Genomic DNA, 19,068 nt, shown 5'->3' on the forward strand with positions numbered 1-19,068 from the left:
TTCCCTTTATATAGTAGAAAGAGCTGACAGTTGTCCATATTGAACAAAAGCAGCTCTAATTATTAGTTATTCTTTTTCACCAGAAAGTAATTGTTTCGCTTTTTCTACATGCGGATCATCTTGATCGATTTTTTCTCTTAATGCATCCATTAAAGCATATGTTGTTTCTCCAGCGATGGAACCAGTTTGTTTTAGTTCCTTATCTGCTTGGAATTTTACAACTGCATTTTTTGTATCATTATCGAATTCATCATCAACCTTACCAACATCATATCCTAACGCCTCTAGCATACGTTCTGCTGAATTTACTGCTGCAGAAACATTACCCTCTTTTAATTCTGTTTCAGGATCAATATACGTTAATGTCGCATAATCAGGATATTTAACCTCAACATCTGGTTTAATTCCTTTTTCATTAATCCAGTTACCGTTTGGAGTTAACCATTTACCTGTTGTATATTTTAAGTTTGAACCATCTTGTAAAGAAGTAACGGTTTGAACTGTCCCTTTACCAAAGGATTTTAGTCCAACAATTTTTGCACCAGCAGATTCTCCTAAAGCGCCTGCTAAAATTTCTGAAGCAGATGCACTACCGTTATCGATTAATACGATAATTGGTTGTTTATATTTTTTTCCACCTTCTGCATACATGATTTGAGGTTCACCTTCACGTTCTTGTACTTGAACGATTGGTTTACCTTCATCTAAGAATAGATTTGCAATATCAATAGCAGAAGTTAAATAACCACCTGGATTTTGGCGAACGTCTAATATTATACTCTTCATGCCGTCTTTTTCGTATTGTTCTAATATCGCAACTAATTCATCATACGTTTTTTCACTAAAGGATGTAATTTGAATGTGCGCGATTTTATCATCGCCCATATCACCGTATACAGTTTCAATTGGAATATCATCACGAATAATTGTTATTTCGTGTAATTCTTCAGTGCTACCACGTTGAATTGTTAATGTAACAGGTGTTCCTTTTTCACCACGGATTAATAATACCGCTTCAGAAGCACTCATTCCTTGAATACTCTCACCATCGACAGTTAAAATAACATCCTCAGGTAAGATACCAGCTTTTTCTGCTGGAGAATTTTTAATTGGTGAAACGACAACAATATTTCCATTGCGCTCTTGAATTTCTGCCCCAATTCCTTGGAAGCTAGAAGAAAGATCTGAGTTGAATTGTTCTGCTTCTACCTCGTCCATAAAATCAGAATATGGGTCTTCAAGTGCATCAAACATTCCATTAATAGCACCTGAGATTACTTTATCATCATCTATTTCTACATAATATCTTTCTTTTAGTTCATCGAAGGCATCATAAAATTTTGTAAACTCTTTTCTTTCAACAGGTACATTTACTTCTACCACTTTCTGATCTCCAAATGTTAGAGCAAAGATTGTAATACCAGAAGTTAATAGAATTGTTAGAACCATTAACATGATGAACGCGAAAGGACTAATGCGCAAATATTTTTTGGCTGGTTTTATTTGCTCTTCCTGTTCTTTCGGTTCTGTTTGCTCATTACTTTGTTGGTTTTGATCATCCATTTCTTTCACCACTCTCATTTACACTTACTAACTAATTAGACGTCATTACCATATTACCAGTTTCAGTTCAATCCGAAAAGAAAAGACTGTCAATAGACAGCCTTGCCAAAAGAATTTCTTTTTTACTCTTGAATAGCAGCTTCTAATGCAACAACAATCATATCGTTGAAAGTCGTTTGACGTTCTTCTGAAGTTGTTACTTCTCCAGTGATGATATGGTCTGACACTGTTAATACAGATAATGCTTTACGGCCAAATTTAGCAGCAAGAGTATAAAGGGCAGCAGATTCCATTTCTACTGCTAATACACCATAACGTGCTAATTTTTCGTTTTGGCTTTCATCTGAATAGAACATATCTGCTGTGAAGATATTTCCTACTTTTAAGTTTAAGCCAGCAGCTACACCAGCGTTATATGCTTTTAATAGTAAATCAAAGTCTGCAATTGGTGCATAATCAAGTCCATTAAAAATAATTTCGTTCATTTTAGAATCTGTTGATGCACCTTGCGCTAAAATCACATCACGAACTTTTACATCTTTTTGGATTGCGCCACAAGTCCCTACACGGATTAATTTTTGTACGTTATATTCTTGCATTAACTCTGTAGCATAAATTGAAATGGATGGTACACCCATACCTGTTCCTTGTACTGAAATACGTTTTCCTTTATATGTACCAGTGTATCCGAACATATTACGTACTTCATTGTAACAAGTTACATCTTCTAAGAAAGTTTCAGCAATATATTTTGCACGTAAAGGATCTCCGGGTAATAAGATAATTTCTGCGATGTCTCCTTGTTTTGCATTAATATGAATACTCATTCGCAATCCCTCTTTCTAAAATTCATTTCTATAGTCAAAATTTCGTTCAAGTTAAAATATACTTGCTTTTCTATGAATGTGCAATTATTTACCTTTCTATACATTTAATGCACAATTCCCGAGTCACTTGGATTCATAAATTTCCCACAACTCGTCAAAGGCATTGGTTGTCATATGCTCATGAACTATCGTTTCAATATAACTTGATAATTCATCAAAAGATGTACTTGTTTTCGGAAAACTATGGTCTAAAAATGCACTCTCTGCAAATCTCGTTTTTGGATCCGCCCAATCTCCTCCTCGAAAGGTTAGGACAAATAAATAGAAACTTTCCTTCATATAGATACTCCTTACTAGCTTAAATTAATAATTATTAGGACTTTTTTCTGTCTAAATAATGGAAAAAACATTGGATATATTGTAAAATTTTTGAATACACCGAAAGTTTAAGAAGGATGGTGACAACAATGGATAAAAAGAATGTGTCAGACGAAGCAAAGAAAAAATCATCTTCCAAACAAAAAAAAGATTTAAAGAAAAATCGTTCTGTTAAATCTCGTTTTTACCATCTCATTCGTGGACGAGTTATACTCATCTTCAGCATTTTACTTGCAATTATTATAGGGATGCAAGCTTTATCACTCATTAGCATTTCAAAACTTCAACAAAACTTAAAAGAATTTGCAGAGAAGAACCTTCAAGAACAAGTGGAGGTAAACACTTTAGCCAGTGATATGTTAAAGCTTTCAAATTATGAACAAGTATATATCATTCACGGTAGAGAAGATTCGTTAAAAAATTATCAGGAAACAAAAGAATCGATTACTAATAAAATAAAAGACTTACAAAGTTTATTTGAAAATCGTCCAGAAGAAACAGAAATATTAGCAGCGATTAACCAGTATTTTCTGATTTATTTAAATAGCTCTTCAAGAATTATTGATACAAGAGACCAATTTGGCTTTCAAAATGCACAAAGACTGATGGAACAAAATGACGGTGAGAACATTCGCTCATATATAAATGACGCAAGTGATCGATTCATTGAATTACTGGATAATAAAAATTCAGAAAAAATAAAAGAATTAGAACAATTTGCATATTATACTAAGATCGGATTCATCATCTTATCCATCATTGCAACCGTATTAACAATTTCTTTTGGAATTATCTTATTTAGAAATATTCGCCGAAATACTTTTAAAATTAATCAATCCATTTTAGATATTGCACAAGCTGGTGGAGATTTAACAAGAAGAGTGAATGTAAAAACGAAGGATGAATTTGCTCAAATCGCTAATTCTACTAATATCTTAATAGAATCTATTTCTGGTTTAGTTAAACGAGTTTCAAACTTAGCTGAACATGTTTCTGGGAGTTCCCAAGAATTGATGGCACTTGCAGAAGAAAACGCAAAAACCATCGATGAAATTGCAAACAATACTCAAGATATCGCAGCTGATAGTGATTTAACACAATCCCAAACAAAAGCAGTAATTGAACGAATGCAAGTTCTTGATCAATTGATGCGTGAATTAAATACTGAAGCAGAAGAAGTTGAACAAGCTGCTCAAGAAATGAAAAATGCCGCATTTAATGGAAGTCGTTCTGTTTCACAATCATCTGAAGTGATGATGTCCATTGAAGAGACAATTGCAAATACGTCTACTACTGTGGAAGCGTTGGGTAAGAAATCCGGTGAAATTACATCCATTATTGAAACAATCACTTCGATTGCAGGCCAAACAAATTTATTAGCACTTAATGCCGCTATTGAAGCTGCGCGTGCTGGAGAGCATGGTAAGGGCTTTGCAGTCGTAGCCGATGAAGTTCGAAAATTAGCAGAACAATCGGAACAAGCGGCAAAAGAAGTTACAGAAATTGTAACGTCCATTCAAGGCGAAATTAAATCAATTATTGGACAAAACCACGATGGTGTAAAATCCGTAATTCGCGGTGTAGAAGTATCAAATGAAACGAATCAAGTGCTTGAAAATATTTTAGAGCAGACAAACCGCACAACAGATATTATTGCATCGATGGTTGGTAAGATTTCCATGACGTTGGAGACAAGTCAAGAAGTAGCCGCTTCCTTCATAGAGGTAAGCACCATTGCGGAAAATACCGCACTTCATACAGAACGATCTGCCTCTGCAGCATTACAAGGTTCCGCATCTATGCAAGAAATAAACGCTGCTGCCACAGAACTTGCAAAACAAGCAGACGACTTACGCAGTGTGGTAAGTGAATTTAAAATTTAATTTGTTTTAGAGTCATTTTAACTTTCTCTTTTGGAGAAGGTTGAAATGGCTTTTTTAGTTGTGGAGTTTTTTGTTTTTGGATTAAATTCACTGGTGTTCAACTTATGAAGACTTTTCGGTTGGAGTTTTGCTTTGGTTTATCATTTATCGCGGTTATGAAGATCTTTCCTCGGGGGTTTTGCTTTGATTTGTCCTTCATCGGGCTTATGAAGACCTTTTTGGTTGCATTTTTGCTTTCATTTGTCCTTCATCCTGCTTATGAAGACCTTTTTAGCTGCATTTTCACTTTCATTTGTCCTTCATCCTGCTTATGAAGACCTTTTTAGCTGCATTTTCACTTTCATTTGTCCTTCATCCTGCTTATGAAGACCTTTTCAGCTGCATTTTCGCTTTCATTTGTCCTTCATCCGGCTTATGAAGACCTTTTCGGCTGCATTTTCACTTTCATTTGTCCTTCATCTGGCTTATGAAGACCTTTTCGGCTACATTTTCGCTTTCATTTGTCCTTCATCGGGCTTATGTAGACATTTTCAGCTACATTTTCGCTTTCATTTGTCCTTCATCCGGCTTATGTAGACATTTTCAGCTGCATTTTCGCTTTCATTTGTCCTTCATCCGGCTTATGAAGACCTTTTCGGCTGCATTTTCGCTTTCATTTGTCCTTCATCGGGCTTATGACGACCTTTTCAGCTGCATTTTCGCTTTCATTTGTCCTTCATCGGGCTTATGAAGTCAGTTTTGAATGGAGTTTCTGTGATTTTTAGTTTTCATCGGTGATATGAAGTCAATTTTGCATGAAATTTCAATGAATTTTTGTATTCATCAGGGCTATGAAGACGTTTTTTGACACGATTTCCTCGTAATTTTGCTTTCATCGGCGCTATGAATGCAATTTCAGATGATTTTTCTCGTACTTTTTGTATTCATCAACGATTTGAATACATTTTCAGATGATTTTTCCTTACTTTTTTGTATTCATTAAGGCTATGAAGACGTTTTTTGACACGGTTTTCTCGAATTATTGTTTTCATCAACGAATTGAATACATTTTCATTACAATGTCCACAAATTTTTGTTTTCATTATCGCTATGAAAACAATTTTTTTATGATTTTCCAGTACTTTTTATATTCATCTTGGTTATGAAAATGTTTTTAGACACGAAATTTTTGTATTCATCGGAGCTATGAAGTCAATTTCAAATATAATTCCCGAAATATTCGTCAAAACAAATTCAGTTCTTCTCCCCCACTCCCCTCACCTACGCAAAAAAACTTTCCTCTCACAATAACCACTCATCCGAAAGTTTTGCCCTATATACCTTATAGTTTTTGGTTTATATGTCAATGCTTTAAATTAACAATTACTGATAGAGGTCATAAATATGGTGAAAATTGGGCAAATTGGTTTATTGCACGTTATTTTTTTAATAATGACTTTTATTGGGTTAAAAAACCACGTAACGATACTTCCACCGGTTTTGGAGCATGTGAAACGGGATGGATGGGCGGCGGTTTTGTTAGCTACCTTTTTGACAATTCCTTGGTTATTTTTAATCCTTTTTATTCAAAATAAGTCAAAAAATCAATCCATCAAAACTTGGTTGAAATCTAAAATTGGAAAAGTCGCTACCAATATTATTTTATATTGCGTAGTCATATTCATTTATCTTATGGCTGCATTCACTTTACGAGAAACGATTCTATGGATTTCGTCTACGTTTCTCCCGTACACTCCTAAAATTCTTTTATTAGCAGTTTATATTACTTTGTGTGTCTTATTAGCCTCTACGAATATGCAAACCTTTGTGATTGTAAATACTTTTGTACTAATGTTTGTCGTGGTTTTTGGCTTTTACGTGGCCACTGTTAATCTACAAGTGAAGGACTACGGTTTAATCCGACCATTTTTTGAGCATGGTTTTGGACCTGTTTTACGGGGGTTAGTCTATCCCGCTTCCGGGTTCATCGAGTTATTTTTACTAGTGTTTATACAACAACACTTTAAAACAAAATTGAAATGGTACCATTTGGTAATCATGCTTTTTATCTTAATGGGATTAACAATGGGACCTCTTTTAGGGGCAATTGTAGAATTTGGGCCTGAGGAAGCAGCTAAACAACGATACCCCGCCTTTGAGGAGTGGGCTTTAGTTTCAATTGGACGCTTTATTGAACAAATGGACTTTTTATCCATTTATCAATGGTTAACAGGAACATATATACGAGTATCATTCTTATTATTTATTGCTGCAGATATACTTAATTTTACAGGTAACCGAAAAAAAATATGGAACTACATGATTCCCCCTTTTGTCATTATTAACTTAGTTGTCTTTATGCTTGATGATAGTCTGTTTTTACATCTAAATGGCAATGAAATGCTTATTGCGACATTCTCATTCTTTTTCTTATTATCAATTCTTTTTAGTTTAATTGCTTTGTTACCAGATAAAAAAAATAAAAATCAATCAACTAGTAATCAGAGTAATAACCAATCAAATAACAACAAAAACAATAATCAATCTGATAACACCCAAGATAACAAACAGTCAAATGACAACAAAAGCAATAATCAACCTAAAAACAATCAATCAGAAAATAGTAGTAGTAAAAATCAATCAGAAAGTAGTGAATAATAGATGGACACAGGCGGACAATCAACCTTCACTATTTCTACGTTAAAAGAGCTTTTTAACAAGTCTGGAGATGTCCTCTTTAGGGAATTTCCATTTGGCCAATCTTCTGTATTCTTTATAAAATGTAATTCGATGGTAGATGAACAAATGCTTTATACCGTTGTTATACCGAATGTCGAAGAGCTATTTAACAGCAATCAACCTATTGATGAAAATACCATCGGAAAATTACCTTTACCTGAATTGACAAAAATTACAGATAAAGAAGAAGTTATAAAATCCATATATACTGGTAAAGTCCTATTTTATATTCCAGATAATCAACTGCTCTATTCTACTAACATACCTAGAAAACCGAACCGAACACCTGATGAGACGTCTATGGAAGTTGTAATTAAAGGGCCACGGGATAACTTTATTGAGGATCTTTCCACAAATATCGCCCTAATTCGAAAAAGGCTACCAACGAATTCATTATGTGTTGAAAAATTTACAATCGGCACAAGGTCTCAAACGCAAGTTGCCATTTTATATTTTGACGATATCGCTAACAAAGACATATTGACAGAACTAAAAAAACAAATAACTGAAATTAAAACAGATATCATTATAAGTCCATCCATTGTCATGGAAATCGTCAATAAAAAGAATTGGTTCTTACCTGTAACCAACGTAACAGCTCGTCCGGACTTTGCCATCCAATCATTGTCATCAGGAAGATTTTTAGTGATGGTGGATGGCAGTTCCTTCGCTGCCATTACACCGATTAATTTCTTTCATTTAATAAAGACTGCCGAGGATTTTGAATATCCCATTGCGTTTACTTCTTTTGAGAGATTATTACGGATTATTGGAATAGTCATTGGTGTGGCTCTACCAGCATTTTGGATTGCATTAACGCTTTTCCACCAAAATCAATTACCACTACAATTATTGGCAACAGTGGTTATCATGAATAGGGGTTTACCCTTCCCCGCAGTACTTGAAATGCTGATTTTATTAATCATGTTCGAATTACTTCGTGAAGCGGGTATGAGACTTCCAACGAAAATTGGAGGAACAATCAGTATAGTGGGAGGTATTATTATTGGGGATGCAGCCATTCGTTCAGGTATTACTAGCCCCGCGATGGTTGTTATCATTGCATTATCAACCATTGCTTCGTTTACAATGGTAAACCAATCGCTAGTGACGATTATTAGTATCGCTCGTATCTTTTTCATCATCATTACTTCGTTTTTAGGCTTATTTGGATTTTTCATTTGTATTTATGCAACCGTATTTTTTCTGGCAACAACTCGTGTTTATGGTACGCCATATTTTGATATTACAGCTGATTTAAGCTGGGATAGAATAAAAAAATCACTGTTTCGAGTTAAAAATGATAAATATGGAGAACGACCTAATGACCTAGATCCTCAAGATTCAGATAGAATGAACACTAACAATAACAGAGGGACAAATAATAATGAAAAAAATGAGAACAGTTAAAAAAATCATTTTATTATTTTGGCTATGTACAATTCTTTCTGGTTGTTGGGACTTAAGGGAAATAGAACGAATGTACTATATACATGGGCTCGGTGTTGATTATAAAGATGGTATGTTCGAAATAACGATGCAAATTATTAGTTTTGCCAATGTAGCAAAAACCGAGGAAATAAACCAAGAAGCAATTCAAGCTGAAGTTGCAACGGCTAAAGGTAAAACACCTGATGAAGCTATTTTTGAGTTATACCATGCAATTGATGAAGTGGTTTACTGGGGGCATTTACAAGTCATTGTATTCGGTGAAGAAGCAATGAAAGAAAACCGCATTGACGAAGTTATTAATTTAATTACACGGTTTAGGGATACAAGATATGAAACATGGGTTTATTGTACAAATGATCCAGTAGAGGAATTTTTACTAGTTACTCCTTTGTTAGAACGTTCGATTACGTTAACGAAGATGGCCGATCCATTAAATTCCTACGAACAATCTTCCTTTGTGAGACCTATCTCTTTAAGAGAACTAATCATCGATTTAAATGAACCTAGTAATGAAGCGAAAATTCCTGCTGTAACGTTAAATGATGATTGGAAAAATGAAAAAGGACCAAGTGAATCAATTAAATTTGAAGGTTATGGGGTCCTTTCTAAGGAAAGATTTAAAGGATTTCTTAAAGGGGATGAAGCCCATGGAATACAATGGGTTACGAAAAAAGCTTTTCGTGGGCAAATTACATCAGAATCAAAAGAAAATCATAAAATAACCATCGTTATTCAGCATATCAAACCCAAAATTACGCCTATTGTGAATGGTGAAAATGTTGAATTTGATATTCATGTTAGCGTATCTGGTTCTCTAAATGATTATAAAGAAAATGTCAAGAGTGATGAATTAAAAAAAATTATTAAAGAAAAAGTAAAAGAAGAAATTCTAACAAGTTACAATGCTGCATTAGAGAAAGACATGGACATTTACCGACTTTCAGAAGTATTATATCGAAATAATGTGAAAGTATGGAAGAAAATTCATACGGATGGGATGATTCCATTAACAGAGGATTCCATACGTAATGTTGATATCATTGTAGAGAGAATGGAGTCAGGAAGAAAATCTTTTGAAAATACTGTTGAATAAAGTAAAGGGCTGTGCACAAAATATGGCACAGCCCTTGTTTTTTATTCAAATATCTTTAAATACTCTCCATATCCTTCTTCTTCTAATTGATCTTTCGGGATGAAGCGTAGTGCCGCTGAGTTAATACAGTAGCGTAATCCCCCAAGTTCACGCGGTCCATCTGGGAATACATGTCCTAAATGAGAATCTGCCGTTTTACTACGCACTTCTACTCTTCGCATACCATGGGACGTATCAAAATGCTCTGTAATTTCTTGAGTTTCAATCGGCTTTGCGAAGCTTGGCCAACCACAACCCGCATCGAATTTATCTTTTGAACTAAATAACGGTTTACCAGATACTATATCCACGTAAATGCCTTCTTCAAAATGTTGATCATATTCATTTTGATATGGTGGTTCTGTTCCTTTTTGTTGCGTTACATAATATTGCATTTGCGTTAATTGTTTTAGACGTTCTTCTTTATTCATGTTTCTTCCCCCAGTGCGATTCGATAAATGCTGCCCTTCCAGAGCCGATATGATAGCGATTATAATGCATTGGATTTTTCTTATAATAGTGTTGATGATAATCTTCAGCCGGATAAAATGGCTTTGCAGGTAAGATTTTGACAGCAATTGGTTTGTTAAACTTACCGGATTGCTCTAATTTTAATTTGGATTCTTCTGCAATACGTTGTTGTTCTTCATCGTAATAAAAAATCGCTGTTGTATAAGATTCTCCACGGTCAAAAAATTGGCCACCTGGATCAGTTGGGTCAATTAACGTCCAATATGTCTCAACCAGTTTTTCATAAGGATAAATTTCTGGATCAAAGGTGATTTGAACAGCTTCTAAGTGACCTGTCGTTTCTGAACATACTTGTTCATAGGTTGGGTTTACAACATGTCCACCTGTATAACCGGAAATTACACTTACAATTCCCTCTTGTTCGTCAAAAGGCTTAACCATACACCAGAAACAGCCTCCAGCAAATGTGGCAACTTGATTCGTCATACTATCCCTCCTATTTATTAGGCACGATAATTTCTAATAAAATACGATCATTTTTTAAATCAATTTCCTTCGCGCGAACTTTTGAACCAGAATATAGTCTTAGTCTCGATAAATCCACAAAAATTTCTTCTTCATTTGGTCGAACGATAACCCAAGAAGGAAATTCCACCGAATCACTCAATAATTTTAATACCGTAATTGGCGGTATATTTAGTTTACCAACATTCATGGAAGTTTGCTTCATTCGGATATTGCCGTCTTCATTTACAATTGGATCAAACTCCATTGAAAATGGAACGGTCACTCCAAAAACAGTTAGTTCACTTTCCAATACAATATTCTCACCAATTACAAAATCTACAGGAAGAGCAGATTTATTTAATGAATCTGCTAAATATTTCATCGCTAACTTTTCAAAATCATCAGCAGTGGTTTCGACAAGAAGAATACTATCAGTTTGTGCAACATTATTATCTGGGGCTGGAATTGGATCCTCTTCAACTGGTGAAGTCGCCCAAACAACTATTACGGTTATTAAAATGATGAAGAGTCCGGTTATTGCAAAAAAGGCGACTTTCCATTTATTCATAAATTCACACCTACAATCTTTGGTCTGTTATGTACAAAAGGATTAACCTTATGAATTGTTAGAAAATAAGATTAATCCGTCAGAATCTTCTTCAATATCGCATGACTTCATAATCGACATAATACGTTCTGTCATAATTGTATAGCCATAGCCATTTGGATGGAAGAAGTCTGTATGATAGACTAAATTAGCATTTTCATCAAATAAATCTTCAACATCTACAAAACACGCATTATCATATTTTTTCGAAATACCTTCAATTGTTCCGTTCCATTCTGAAATAATTGCTTCAAATTCTGTGATTTCTTCAGTAATAATCGAAAATGGGTTATATAATCCAATTAATATGATAGGTGCATCAGGATTTCTGAAGCGAATTTCTTGCATAATTTGATTGTATCGGTCTTCAAATTCAACTAGTTCTTGATCAAAGGCTTCCCTTTTTAAGTTAAATAAATCCTTTTTTACAATTTTCATAATATCATTCCCACCAATTGTAATGGTGATAAAATCGGAATTTTCTAGCTCTGAGTTATAGTGGCCTTTCTTAATAAGTGACAGGAGTTGATCGCTTCTTCTGCCGCGCTTCCCTCGATTATCTAAAATTACTTCAGAGTTCAAAATATACTCTTCAATTTTCTCCGCTAATCTTTCAGTATACCCATTTTTCTTCTCTTCATCCCCCACTCCACGAGTTAATGAATCTCCTAAAGCAAGATAATATATTTTTGTCTTATCGAAGTTAAATTCTTCAACGATAGGACTACCATTTAAAAAATACTGTTCAATCGTTTGTAGCATTTCATCAGAAGTTTCTGATTGAACGATTGTTTCATTTTGGGTGATGATGCTTTTATTTTCCTTTTGCAAACTTTCTTGTGCCTCTTCTTTATCTTCTGTCGTTAAGGATTGTAATTCATCAATTTCAATCGGTTCTACAACTTCGACACACCCATATAACATACAACAACTTAATAGAACGATGGCTAGTAGTCTCATGAAATCCCTCCTTATGCAATAACTTCAGCTACTAAGTTCCTATATCTATTATATGAGAGTTTGATAGTTTGTTCTCATTTTTTTCACACTAAATGATAATAATTTTCAAATCAAACACATAAGTTGTCACGAATTGGAATTGTTTACATTTCAAATAAATGGTAAAATACATCCAAAATGGAGGTGAACAACATAAATCAGTTAACATTAATTGCAATGATTGTTATGGTGTTAATATCTTTCGCTAATTTTTTTGGGTTAAATATTGCTGGATTAGCAGTCATCATCGGGATCATCGTTTACTTTATTAGAAGAGAGTCCTTAGATGGTTTTAAGTTAATTGGAAAAAACCTTAAAAATAAACGTATTTGGTTATGGATTTTCATGCCCTTTGTGATGAACATACTTTGTTTGGCTCTTGCAATCTTATTTTTACCAGAATTTATTGACCATACATACGATAGAACACAGTTTGCCTTAACACCTGATAAAATCTTGTTACTCATTTTTCAACTTGGCCTATTTGCCTATGGTGAAGAAGTTGCTTGGCGTGGCTTCTTTCAAAGAAATTTATTAAAAGTATTGCCAGTTGGACCTTCAATTATCGTTACTTCGATTCTGTTCTCCATCGGGCACTTTGCTGTAGGATCATTTGAAATTGTGAGTTATGATCTTTTCTTTATTTTTATAAATAGTATTTTTTATGGAATTGTTTTTTACAAAACAAATAACGTATGGATTAGTGCTATTTCTCATTTTATTGCGAATTTGTTTGCTTATATGATGATATTATTGTTTTAATTCCTAGGAAAAGGGGTGGTTGTCATCATACAATCACCTCGTGTTATTTAGATGGAAAAAAGGACCATTGTAGTGGCCCTTAAATAAGTACTACATATCGAATTCATTTAATGGGTATCATGACCAATTTTTTTGTTTATTCTAATCTTTCTATTATTAAGCATATCAAAAAAAATTCATTTTTACTTAACTTTCTACCATTATTTCAAATATTTTATTTATTGCTTATTCTTCTATATATTTAGCTTATAAATATACTTGTCAGAGACGAATGTTGTTACTTTACATATGTAGTAATATAAGAGCTGACGCCGTCGAGGTAAATGATATAGAATACCGAACTAACTCAAGTTCCCTCAGAGGTGCATAAGAGGGTAAATTTTCTGACAAAGTATTGTTGATTGCGCTGTCTCTCCTTATAAATGAAAGAAAAGTGAAACATGGCTTTGGGTATTATTTTTCCATTTCATGAACTGTTAGAATTGACCTTTTTTAAAGCAACTCCAAAATTGATCAATTCCTATTGAAAGTGAATTTTTTGCTGTAAAAACTTTTCGAAATTAAAGTCCTTTCCTTCGATAAATATGGAAAATCTTCTTTATACATTTCCCCACCAGCATTTTTATAGATTTGAAATCCTTTTAGAATTTGCTCTTTTATAAAAGTATGGATCCTTCTATATGGATTATTTATAAAAGATACAACCCTTCTTCGTGAAATTTTCTCCAAAATACTGGAAACTCTATTATTATCCTTATGTTAATAGTTTTGAACATATGACATATTAAAAGGTGCCAACCTAGAAGATTGACACCTTTAATCTATTTCTAAGAACCCTTGCTTTAAACAAGTTGAGATTAGAAATTTCTTATGGGATTGTTCAAAACAAATTTCTACCATTTCATCATCAATAAAAACAATTTCACCTGAACCAAATACAATATGCTTTACTTGAAGACCAATTTTTAATATTGATCTTTCTTTAATGCCATTTGGATTAATAGGTTTTTCTTTTACCTTTTTCTCTTGTTTGCTCGGTTTCTTTTGTTCGTTTGGATGTATAATTTTGTAAACTTGGTCGATGAATTCTGATTTTTTTACGGGAGCATGGAATTTTCTTTCATAAGAGATTAATTCTAAATGAGCAATGGCTCTTGTCATGCCCACATAAAATAGGCGCACCTCTTCTTCCCTTTCTTCCTCTGCCCCTTCATCTTCCTCTTTTGATTTGGAAGGGATAATACCATCGATTAAATCTATCATATAAACAGTTTGGAATTCCAAACCTTTTGAGCTATGTAACGTTGAAAAAGTAACAGCATTTTCACCTTTATTGAATTTTGATGTTTTCATTAAAGCATCCAAATGATTTAGACGGTTTACAAAATCTACCATTGTTTCAGTGGAGTCAGCAATTTGTTCAAGTGTATTTAAAATCTCTACTAGATTGTTCAAATTATAGCCGAACTTCTCACTTCGAAATTCAAGGACACGTTCAAACCCTAAATCATCCCGAATCATTTGAAGAATACGTTTTGGTGTTGCATCATGCATTCGCTCATATGTCTTCTTAAAGTGTTGAATTTTCTTTTTTTGATACTCTTCTAGCTTGACGAAGGATAAGAGATTATCAAAAACCGATTCGTTATTTCGTACTCTTTTTAATTCTTCCATTTGGGATAACTTGAGATAGCCATTAAATTTTGAATAGATTCTCTCAAACACATCGACACGACTCGTATTATAAGAAAGGCGCATGAAATTTTTTATATCTTCCACTACCCAATGGTGAAAGAAACGATTGTCCACATCTTTCATGTAAAAAGGAATATTAGCTTTTTCAAATGCGTCCAGTAACAAAATGGCGGAACTATTATTTCGATATAAAATCGCAACATCTTGAAGGTTATCCATCTTTGAAATTTGCTTAATTAAATAATTAGATTGAAGTTTGTAATCTTGCAAAGTTTTTATTTTAATCGGTTTATGGGGCAGGTTGTTGGTAAACATGTTTTTGTTATAACGTTTTTTATTTTGTTGAATAAACTTGTTTGCCACTTCCACAATGTCTTTTGTAGATCGGTAATTTTGAACCATCATTAATATCTTGGCATTCGGGTAAATTTGTTTAAAGTCCAATAAATACTCAGGTTCTGCTCCTCGCCAACTGTAAATGGACTGGTCTTCATCTGCAACAACACATAGGTTTTGATGTTTGTTTACTAATTTCTCAATGATGTAATGCTGTACCAATGATGTATCTTGACTTTCATCTGTCAGGACGTAATCATATCTCTGTTGGTATCTACTTAAAATGTCCTGATTGTTTTCTAAGACTTGGTTGGCGATGATAAGCATATCATCAAAATCGAGTAGCAATTTTGGTGTGCCACTATTTTTAAAAGTCTCGTAACGTTTGATAATTTCTTCTTTTTTCGGAATTTTAATTCCTACAGAACCCCATTCATTTTCAGGAATTAATTTATTTTTGATATAGCTAATAAAGGTGATTAATTCCTCTAACTGATCCTCTGTAATAGGTTCATTGTTAATGGCTTTGTATAAATCCCGCAAAATCATTTTTTTATTTAAGCCTTCATTCGTTCCTTCGATGAGTTGATAATCAATTCGTTGTTTCGCGAAGTATTCCCGAACCACTCGATAGGCAAGGCTATGGATTGTCGAAAAGTCGACTAGCGGTAGGTTCGGGAAAAACCGTTGAAAGCGCTCTTCCATATCCTTTGCAGACGCTCTACTAAACGTAACGGCTTTAATTCTTGAAGGATCAACACCGAGTACCTCTATTAAATACCCTATTTTCATAATAATCGTTGTTGTTTTTCCAGACCCAGGTGAAGCAAGTAATAAAAGAGGCCCATCATTCGTTAATACCGCTTCTTTTTGTACGTCATTGAGTATTACGCCTAATTCATTTTTCTTTTTCGTGAAAAAATCTATGTACTGCATTTCATATAAACCCCTTGCTAGAATAACTATGATATTAAGGATAACATATAAAATCGATTGCTCCATATTAGGCAATCGATTTTTGTTTTACATATTCATTTTTCCCACATCTAAAGCCTTTATCAACTCATTGGGATTTTGAGATCCTAGCACGATGACCTTTTTATTCGTTAGTTTTAATTTTATTCCTTTATTCCCACTCATAATATAACCCGTCTCGCCATGTATGTTTACACGGATACCAGTTCCGCCAAATTGTGCGATTAGTTTGTAGGTTATGACAGTGTAATTTTCGATTTCATTGAATGGAATCCTTTTATAATTAAAGTGAAATGGCATATAACGTATATAAAGCCCATCATAACGCACCTCTGTTATGAGCTTCATGAAGAAACACAAGCAAAGTGGAAAGATTATTCCAAAAACAAGCCAAAAAATAATCAAAAGAAAGTCAGGAGCTGGTTTATTACCAAATGGAATTCCTAAAAGGATTTGTTGGATAAAACCAAACCAATTTATTGCCGCGATGAATAAAATCAACACCCAAATCCAAATTTGCCTTGGCCATTGAACTTCTCGGAAAATAACTTGTTCATTCATTACCTAAGCCCCCCTTTTGATTGTAGTTTAACATAACTAGTATGTAAGACCCCTTAACAAGCTAGTACTCTTTTGTTACACTGGATTTGAAAAATCTTCCTTTAGTGTAAGGAGTGGTGATCATGAATGAATTTTTTACTTTTCTGCTATTATCGTTATTTGTTGTGATGAGTCCTGGCATTGACACTGCCCTTATAACGAAACGAACGATTTCTGATGGAAGAAAAGATGGCTATCAAATGGCACTTGGAATTACTACAGGTTCTTTGGTGCATACGTTTGCTGCAGCATTCGGTCTTTCAGCAATTTTAATGAAATCGGCGGTTGCCTTTGAAATTGTTAAATATGTCGGAGCCATTTACTTAATTTATCTTGGTGTATCATCTTTTATTACTAGAAAGAAGAAAGCGGTAAGTGATGAGGAAGAAAATCTTGACGAAATAAAAAAATCGGCCTTTAAACAAGGACTTTTATCCAATGTGTTAAATCCAAAAGTTGCGATGTTTTTCTTAACTTTTTTACCGCAGTTTGTGAAAGTTGGAGAAAATGCAACAAAACAACTTGTAATTATGGGCGTTATCTATACCCTTCTTTCGATTTCATGGTTTTTCATTTATGTATTTTTCATCAATTATTTAAGAGAATGGTTGATGTCTCCAAAAGTACAAAGAGTAATGGAAAAAGCAACAGGACTTGTGTTAATCGGGTTTGGAATAAAGTTGGCTATGGATTCGCGGCATTAAAATAAAAATGAGATTGCTCGATGCAATCTCATTTTTTCATCAGAAGGTTACTAGTGTTATATACAACCCTAACAATGTAATAAATAGAATTGGAATTGTTAAAACAATCCCCGTTTTAAAATAGGTACCCCAGGAGATTTTAAGGTCTTTTTTGAGTAGTACGTGAAGCCAAACTAATGTTGCTAAGGAACCAATTGGAGTAATTTTTGGACCTAAATCCGAACCAATTACATTCGCATATATCAATGCTTCTTTTACAAGACCAGTAGTATTTGTTTCCGCAATTGCAAGGGCATCAATCATGACAGTTGGCAAATTGTTCATAACCGAAGATAAGAATGCTGCGACAAAGCCCATTCCCATTGTTGCAATGAACAATCCTTTATTAGCAAAGGCTTCTATCAAGCTAGATAATGAATTTGTAAACCACGCATTCCCCACACCATAAACCACAAGATACATTCCGATAGAGAAAAATACAATATTCCACGGTGCCCCTTTAATTACGGACTTCGTATTAACTACACTACTTCTTCTTGCCATTAATAAAAAGAAGATTGCGATAATCCCCGCAATAAAGGATACAGGCGTATGTATAAATTCACTTGTAAAATAACCAATTAATAATAGGGCAAGGACATACCATGAAAGGTGGAACATTTTTAAATCTTTAATGGCTTCTTTTGGATTTTTTAATTTAGATAAATCATATCTTTTTGGGATACTGTTTCTAAAATAAATTAATAAAACCGATATCGTTGCGATTAATGAAAAGATGTTTGGAATAATCATTCTCGATGCATATTCCACAAAGCCAATGTCAAAGTAGTCGGCAGAAACAATGTTCACTAAGTTACTAATAATGAATGGTAATGATGTTGTATCGGCAATGAATCCACTTGCCATGATAAATGGAAAAATCATTACTTCTTTAAAATCTAAATTACGAACCATCGCTAAAACAATCGGTGTTAAAATTAATGCTGCTCCATCATTGGCAAAAAGTGCTGAAACCACTGCCCCTAAAACGGAAACATAAATAAACATAATAATGCCATCGCCTTTTGCAGCTCTGGCCATGTGTAGTGCAGCCCAATCAAATAATCCAATTTCATCTAAGATTAATGAAATGATAATGATCGCGATAAACGTTAATGTTGCGTTCCATGTGATGCCAACTACTTCAGAAACATCATGAAAATCAACAACTCCTAAGATTAATGCCAATATTGCACCACCACAAGCAGACCAACCGATATTCAGTCCCCTTGGCTGCCATATGACAAAAATCAAAGTAACAATAAAAATTAATGTTGCTAATATTGCCATTTTATAAATCCTTTCTATCTCCCGTAAGCTCTTATATAAATTCTGTTTTATATTATTCTTCTTTTTTACTAATTTCAATCTAAATTTGTTCGTTTCCAAGGTTCTATTAATCTGTTAGAATATGACGATA

The 19,068-nt window shown here is 33.8% G+C and carries 16 protein-coding genes; 6 read left to right on the plus strand and 10 right to left on the minus strand.

Going from position 1 to position 19,068, the window contains the following annotated elements; genetic code table 11:
* Window positions 1-66: 66 nt before the first annotated feature.
* From D8M03_RS05820 to D8M03_RS05830, 3 genes are all read right to left on the minus strand, one after another.
* A complete protein-coding gene (locus D8M03_RS05820) occupies window positions 67-1,563 on the minus strand; it encodes a lmo1851 family serine protease (protein ID WP_121213838.1) in 1,497 nt (498 codons plus the stop codon).
* Window positions 1,564-1,685: 122 nt separating this feature from the next.
* Entirely contained in the window at window positions 1,686-2,390 is a 705-nt protein-coding gene (deoD, locus tag D8M03_RS05825) for a purine-nucleoside phosphorylase (protein ID WP_121213839.1), read from the minus strand.
* 123 nt (window positions 2,391-2,513) lie between these two features.
* A complete protein-coding gene (locus D8M03_RS05830; protein ID WP_121213840.1) occupies window positions 2,514-2,729 on the minus strand; it encodes a YozE family protein in 216 nt (71 codons plus the stop codon).
* Window positions 2,730-2,857: 128 nt separating this feature from the next.
* Between D8M03_RS05830 and D8M03_RS05835 the strand changes: the two genes are divergently transcribed.
* The 4 genes from D8M03_RS05835 to D8M03_RS05850 all read left to right on the plus strand — a co-directional run bounded on the left by D8M03_RS05835 (window position 2,858) and on the right by D8M03_RS05850 (window position 9,914).
* Window positions 2,858-4,651, plus strand: coding sequence for a methyl-accepting chemotaxis protein (locus D8M03_RS05835; protein WP_121213841.1), 1,794 nt, complete (start codon window positions 2,858-2,860; stop codon window positions 4,649-4,651).
* 1,383 nt (window positions 4,652-6,034) lie between these two features.
* Entirely contained in the window at window positions 6,035-7,288 is a 1,254-nt protein-coding gene (locus D8M03_RS05840; RefSeq protein WP_121213842.1) for a GerAB/ArcD/ProY family transporter, read from the plus strand.
* 3 nt (window positions 7,289-7,291) lie between these two features.
* Window positions 7,292-8,779, plus strand: coding sequence for a spore germination protein (locus D8M03_RS05845; RefSeq protein ID WP_121213843.1), 1,488 nt, complete (start codon window positions 7,292-7,294; stop codon window positions 8,777-8,779).
* Window positions 8,757-9,914: a Ger(x)C family spore germination protein gene (locus tag D8M03_RS05850; RefSeq protein ID WP_121213844.1), complete on the plus strand. Its 1,158-nt coding sequence runs from the start codon at window positions 8,757-8,759 to the stop codon at window positions 9,912-9,914. The genes D8M03_RS05845 and D8M03_RS05850 overlap by 23 nt, the downstream gene beginning before the upstream one ends.
* A 41-nt stretch (window positions 9,915-9,955) precedes the next feature.
* On the opposite strand, the gene msrB is transcribed toward D8M03_RS05850, so the two are convergent.
* From msrB to D8M03_RS05870, 4 genes are read right to left on the minus strand one after another with little or no spacing between them, the layout of a single operon-like run.
* Complete coding sequence (msrB, locus tag D8M03_RS05855; RefSeq protein WP_121213845.1) at window positions 9,956-10,384, minus strand: peptide-methionine (R)-S-oxide reductase MsrB; 429 nt, start codon at window positions 10,382-10,384, stop codon at window positions 9,956-9,958.
* Entirely contained in the window at window positions 10,377-10,910 is a 534-nt protein-coding gene (msrA, locus tag D8M03_RS05860) for a peptide-methionine (S)-S-oxide reductase MsrA (RefSeq protein WP_121213846.1), read from the minus strand. The genes msrB and msrA overlap by 8 nt, the downstream gene beginning before the upstream one ends.
* A 10-nt stretch (window positions 10,911-10,920) precedes the next feature.
* Window positions 10,921-11,499, minus strand: a complete 579-nt coding sequence (locus tag D8M03_RS05865; protein WP_121213847.1) for a YpmS family protein — start codon at window positions 11,497-11,499, stop codon at window positions 10,921-10,923.
* Window positions 11,500-11,547: 48 nt separating this feature from the next.
* Window positions 11,548-12,498, minus strand: a complete 951-nt coding sequence (locus D8M03_RS05870; RefSeq protein ID WP_245987481.1) for a GDSL-type esterase/lipase family protein — start codon at window positions 12,496-12,498, stop codon at window positions 11,548-11,550.
* A gap of 177 nt (window positions 12,499-12,675) precedes the next feature.
* Here D8M03_RS05870 and D8M03_RS05875 point away from each other — a divergent pair, with 177 nt between their 5' ends.
* Window positions 12,676-13,299: a CPBP family intramembrane glutamic endopeptidase gene (locus D8M03_RS05875; RefSeq protein ID WP_121213848.1), complete on the plus strand. Its 624-nt coding sequence runs from the start codon at window positions 12,676-12,678 to the stop codon at window positions 13,297-13,299.
* 816 nt (window positions 13,300-14,115) lie between these two features.
* Here D8M03_RS05875 and D8M03_RS05880 read toward each other — a convergent pair.
* Both D8M03_RS05880 and D8M03_RS05885 read right to left on the minus strand, forming a co-directional pair.
* Entirely contained in the window at window positions 14,116-16,266 is a 2,151-nt protein-coding gene (locus tag D8M03_RS05880) for an ATP-dependent helicase (protein ID WP_121213849.1), read from the minus strand.
* Window positions 16,267-16,353: 87 nt separating this feature from the next.
* Window positions 16,354-16,866 carry a DUF6141 family protein gene (locus D8M03_RS05885; protein ID WP_121213850.1) on the minus strand — a complete coding sequence of 171 codons (513 nt, stop codon included), beginning with the start codon at window positions 16,864-16,866 and terminating at the stop codon, window positions 16,354-16,356.
* A gap of 122 nt (window positions 16,867-16,988) precedes the next feature.
* On the opposite strand from D8M03_RS05885, the gene D8M03_RS05890 reads away from it, so the two are divergent.
* Entirely contained in the window at window positions 16,989-17,609 is a 621-nt protein-coding gene (locus D8M03_RS05890) for a LysE family translocator (RefSeq protein ID WP_121213851.1), read from the plus strand.
* Window positions 17,610-17,648: 39 nt separating this feature from the next.
* Here D8M03_RS05890 and D8M03_RS05895 read toward each other — a convergent pair whose 3' ends face one another.
* Complete coding sequence (locus tag D8M03_RS05895; protein WP_121213852.1) at window positions 17,649-18,938, minus strand: arsenic transporter; 1,290 nt, start codon at window positions 18,936-18,938, stop codon at window positions 17,649-17,651.
* Window positions 18,939-19,068 lie beyond the last annotated feature (130 nt).

This window comes from Ureibacillus endophyticus, from assembly GCF_003628435.1.
Classification (GTDB): Bacteria; Bacillota; Bacilli; order Bacillales_A; family Planococcaceae; genus Ureibacillus; species Ureibacillus endophyticus.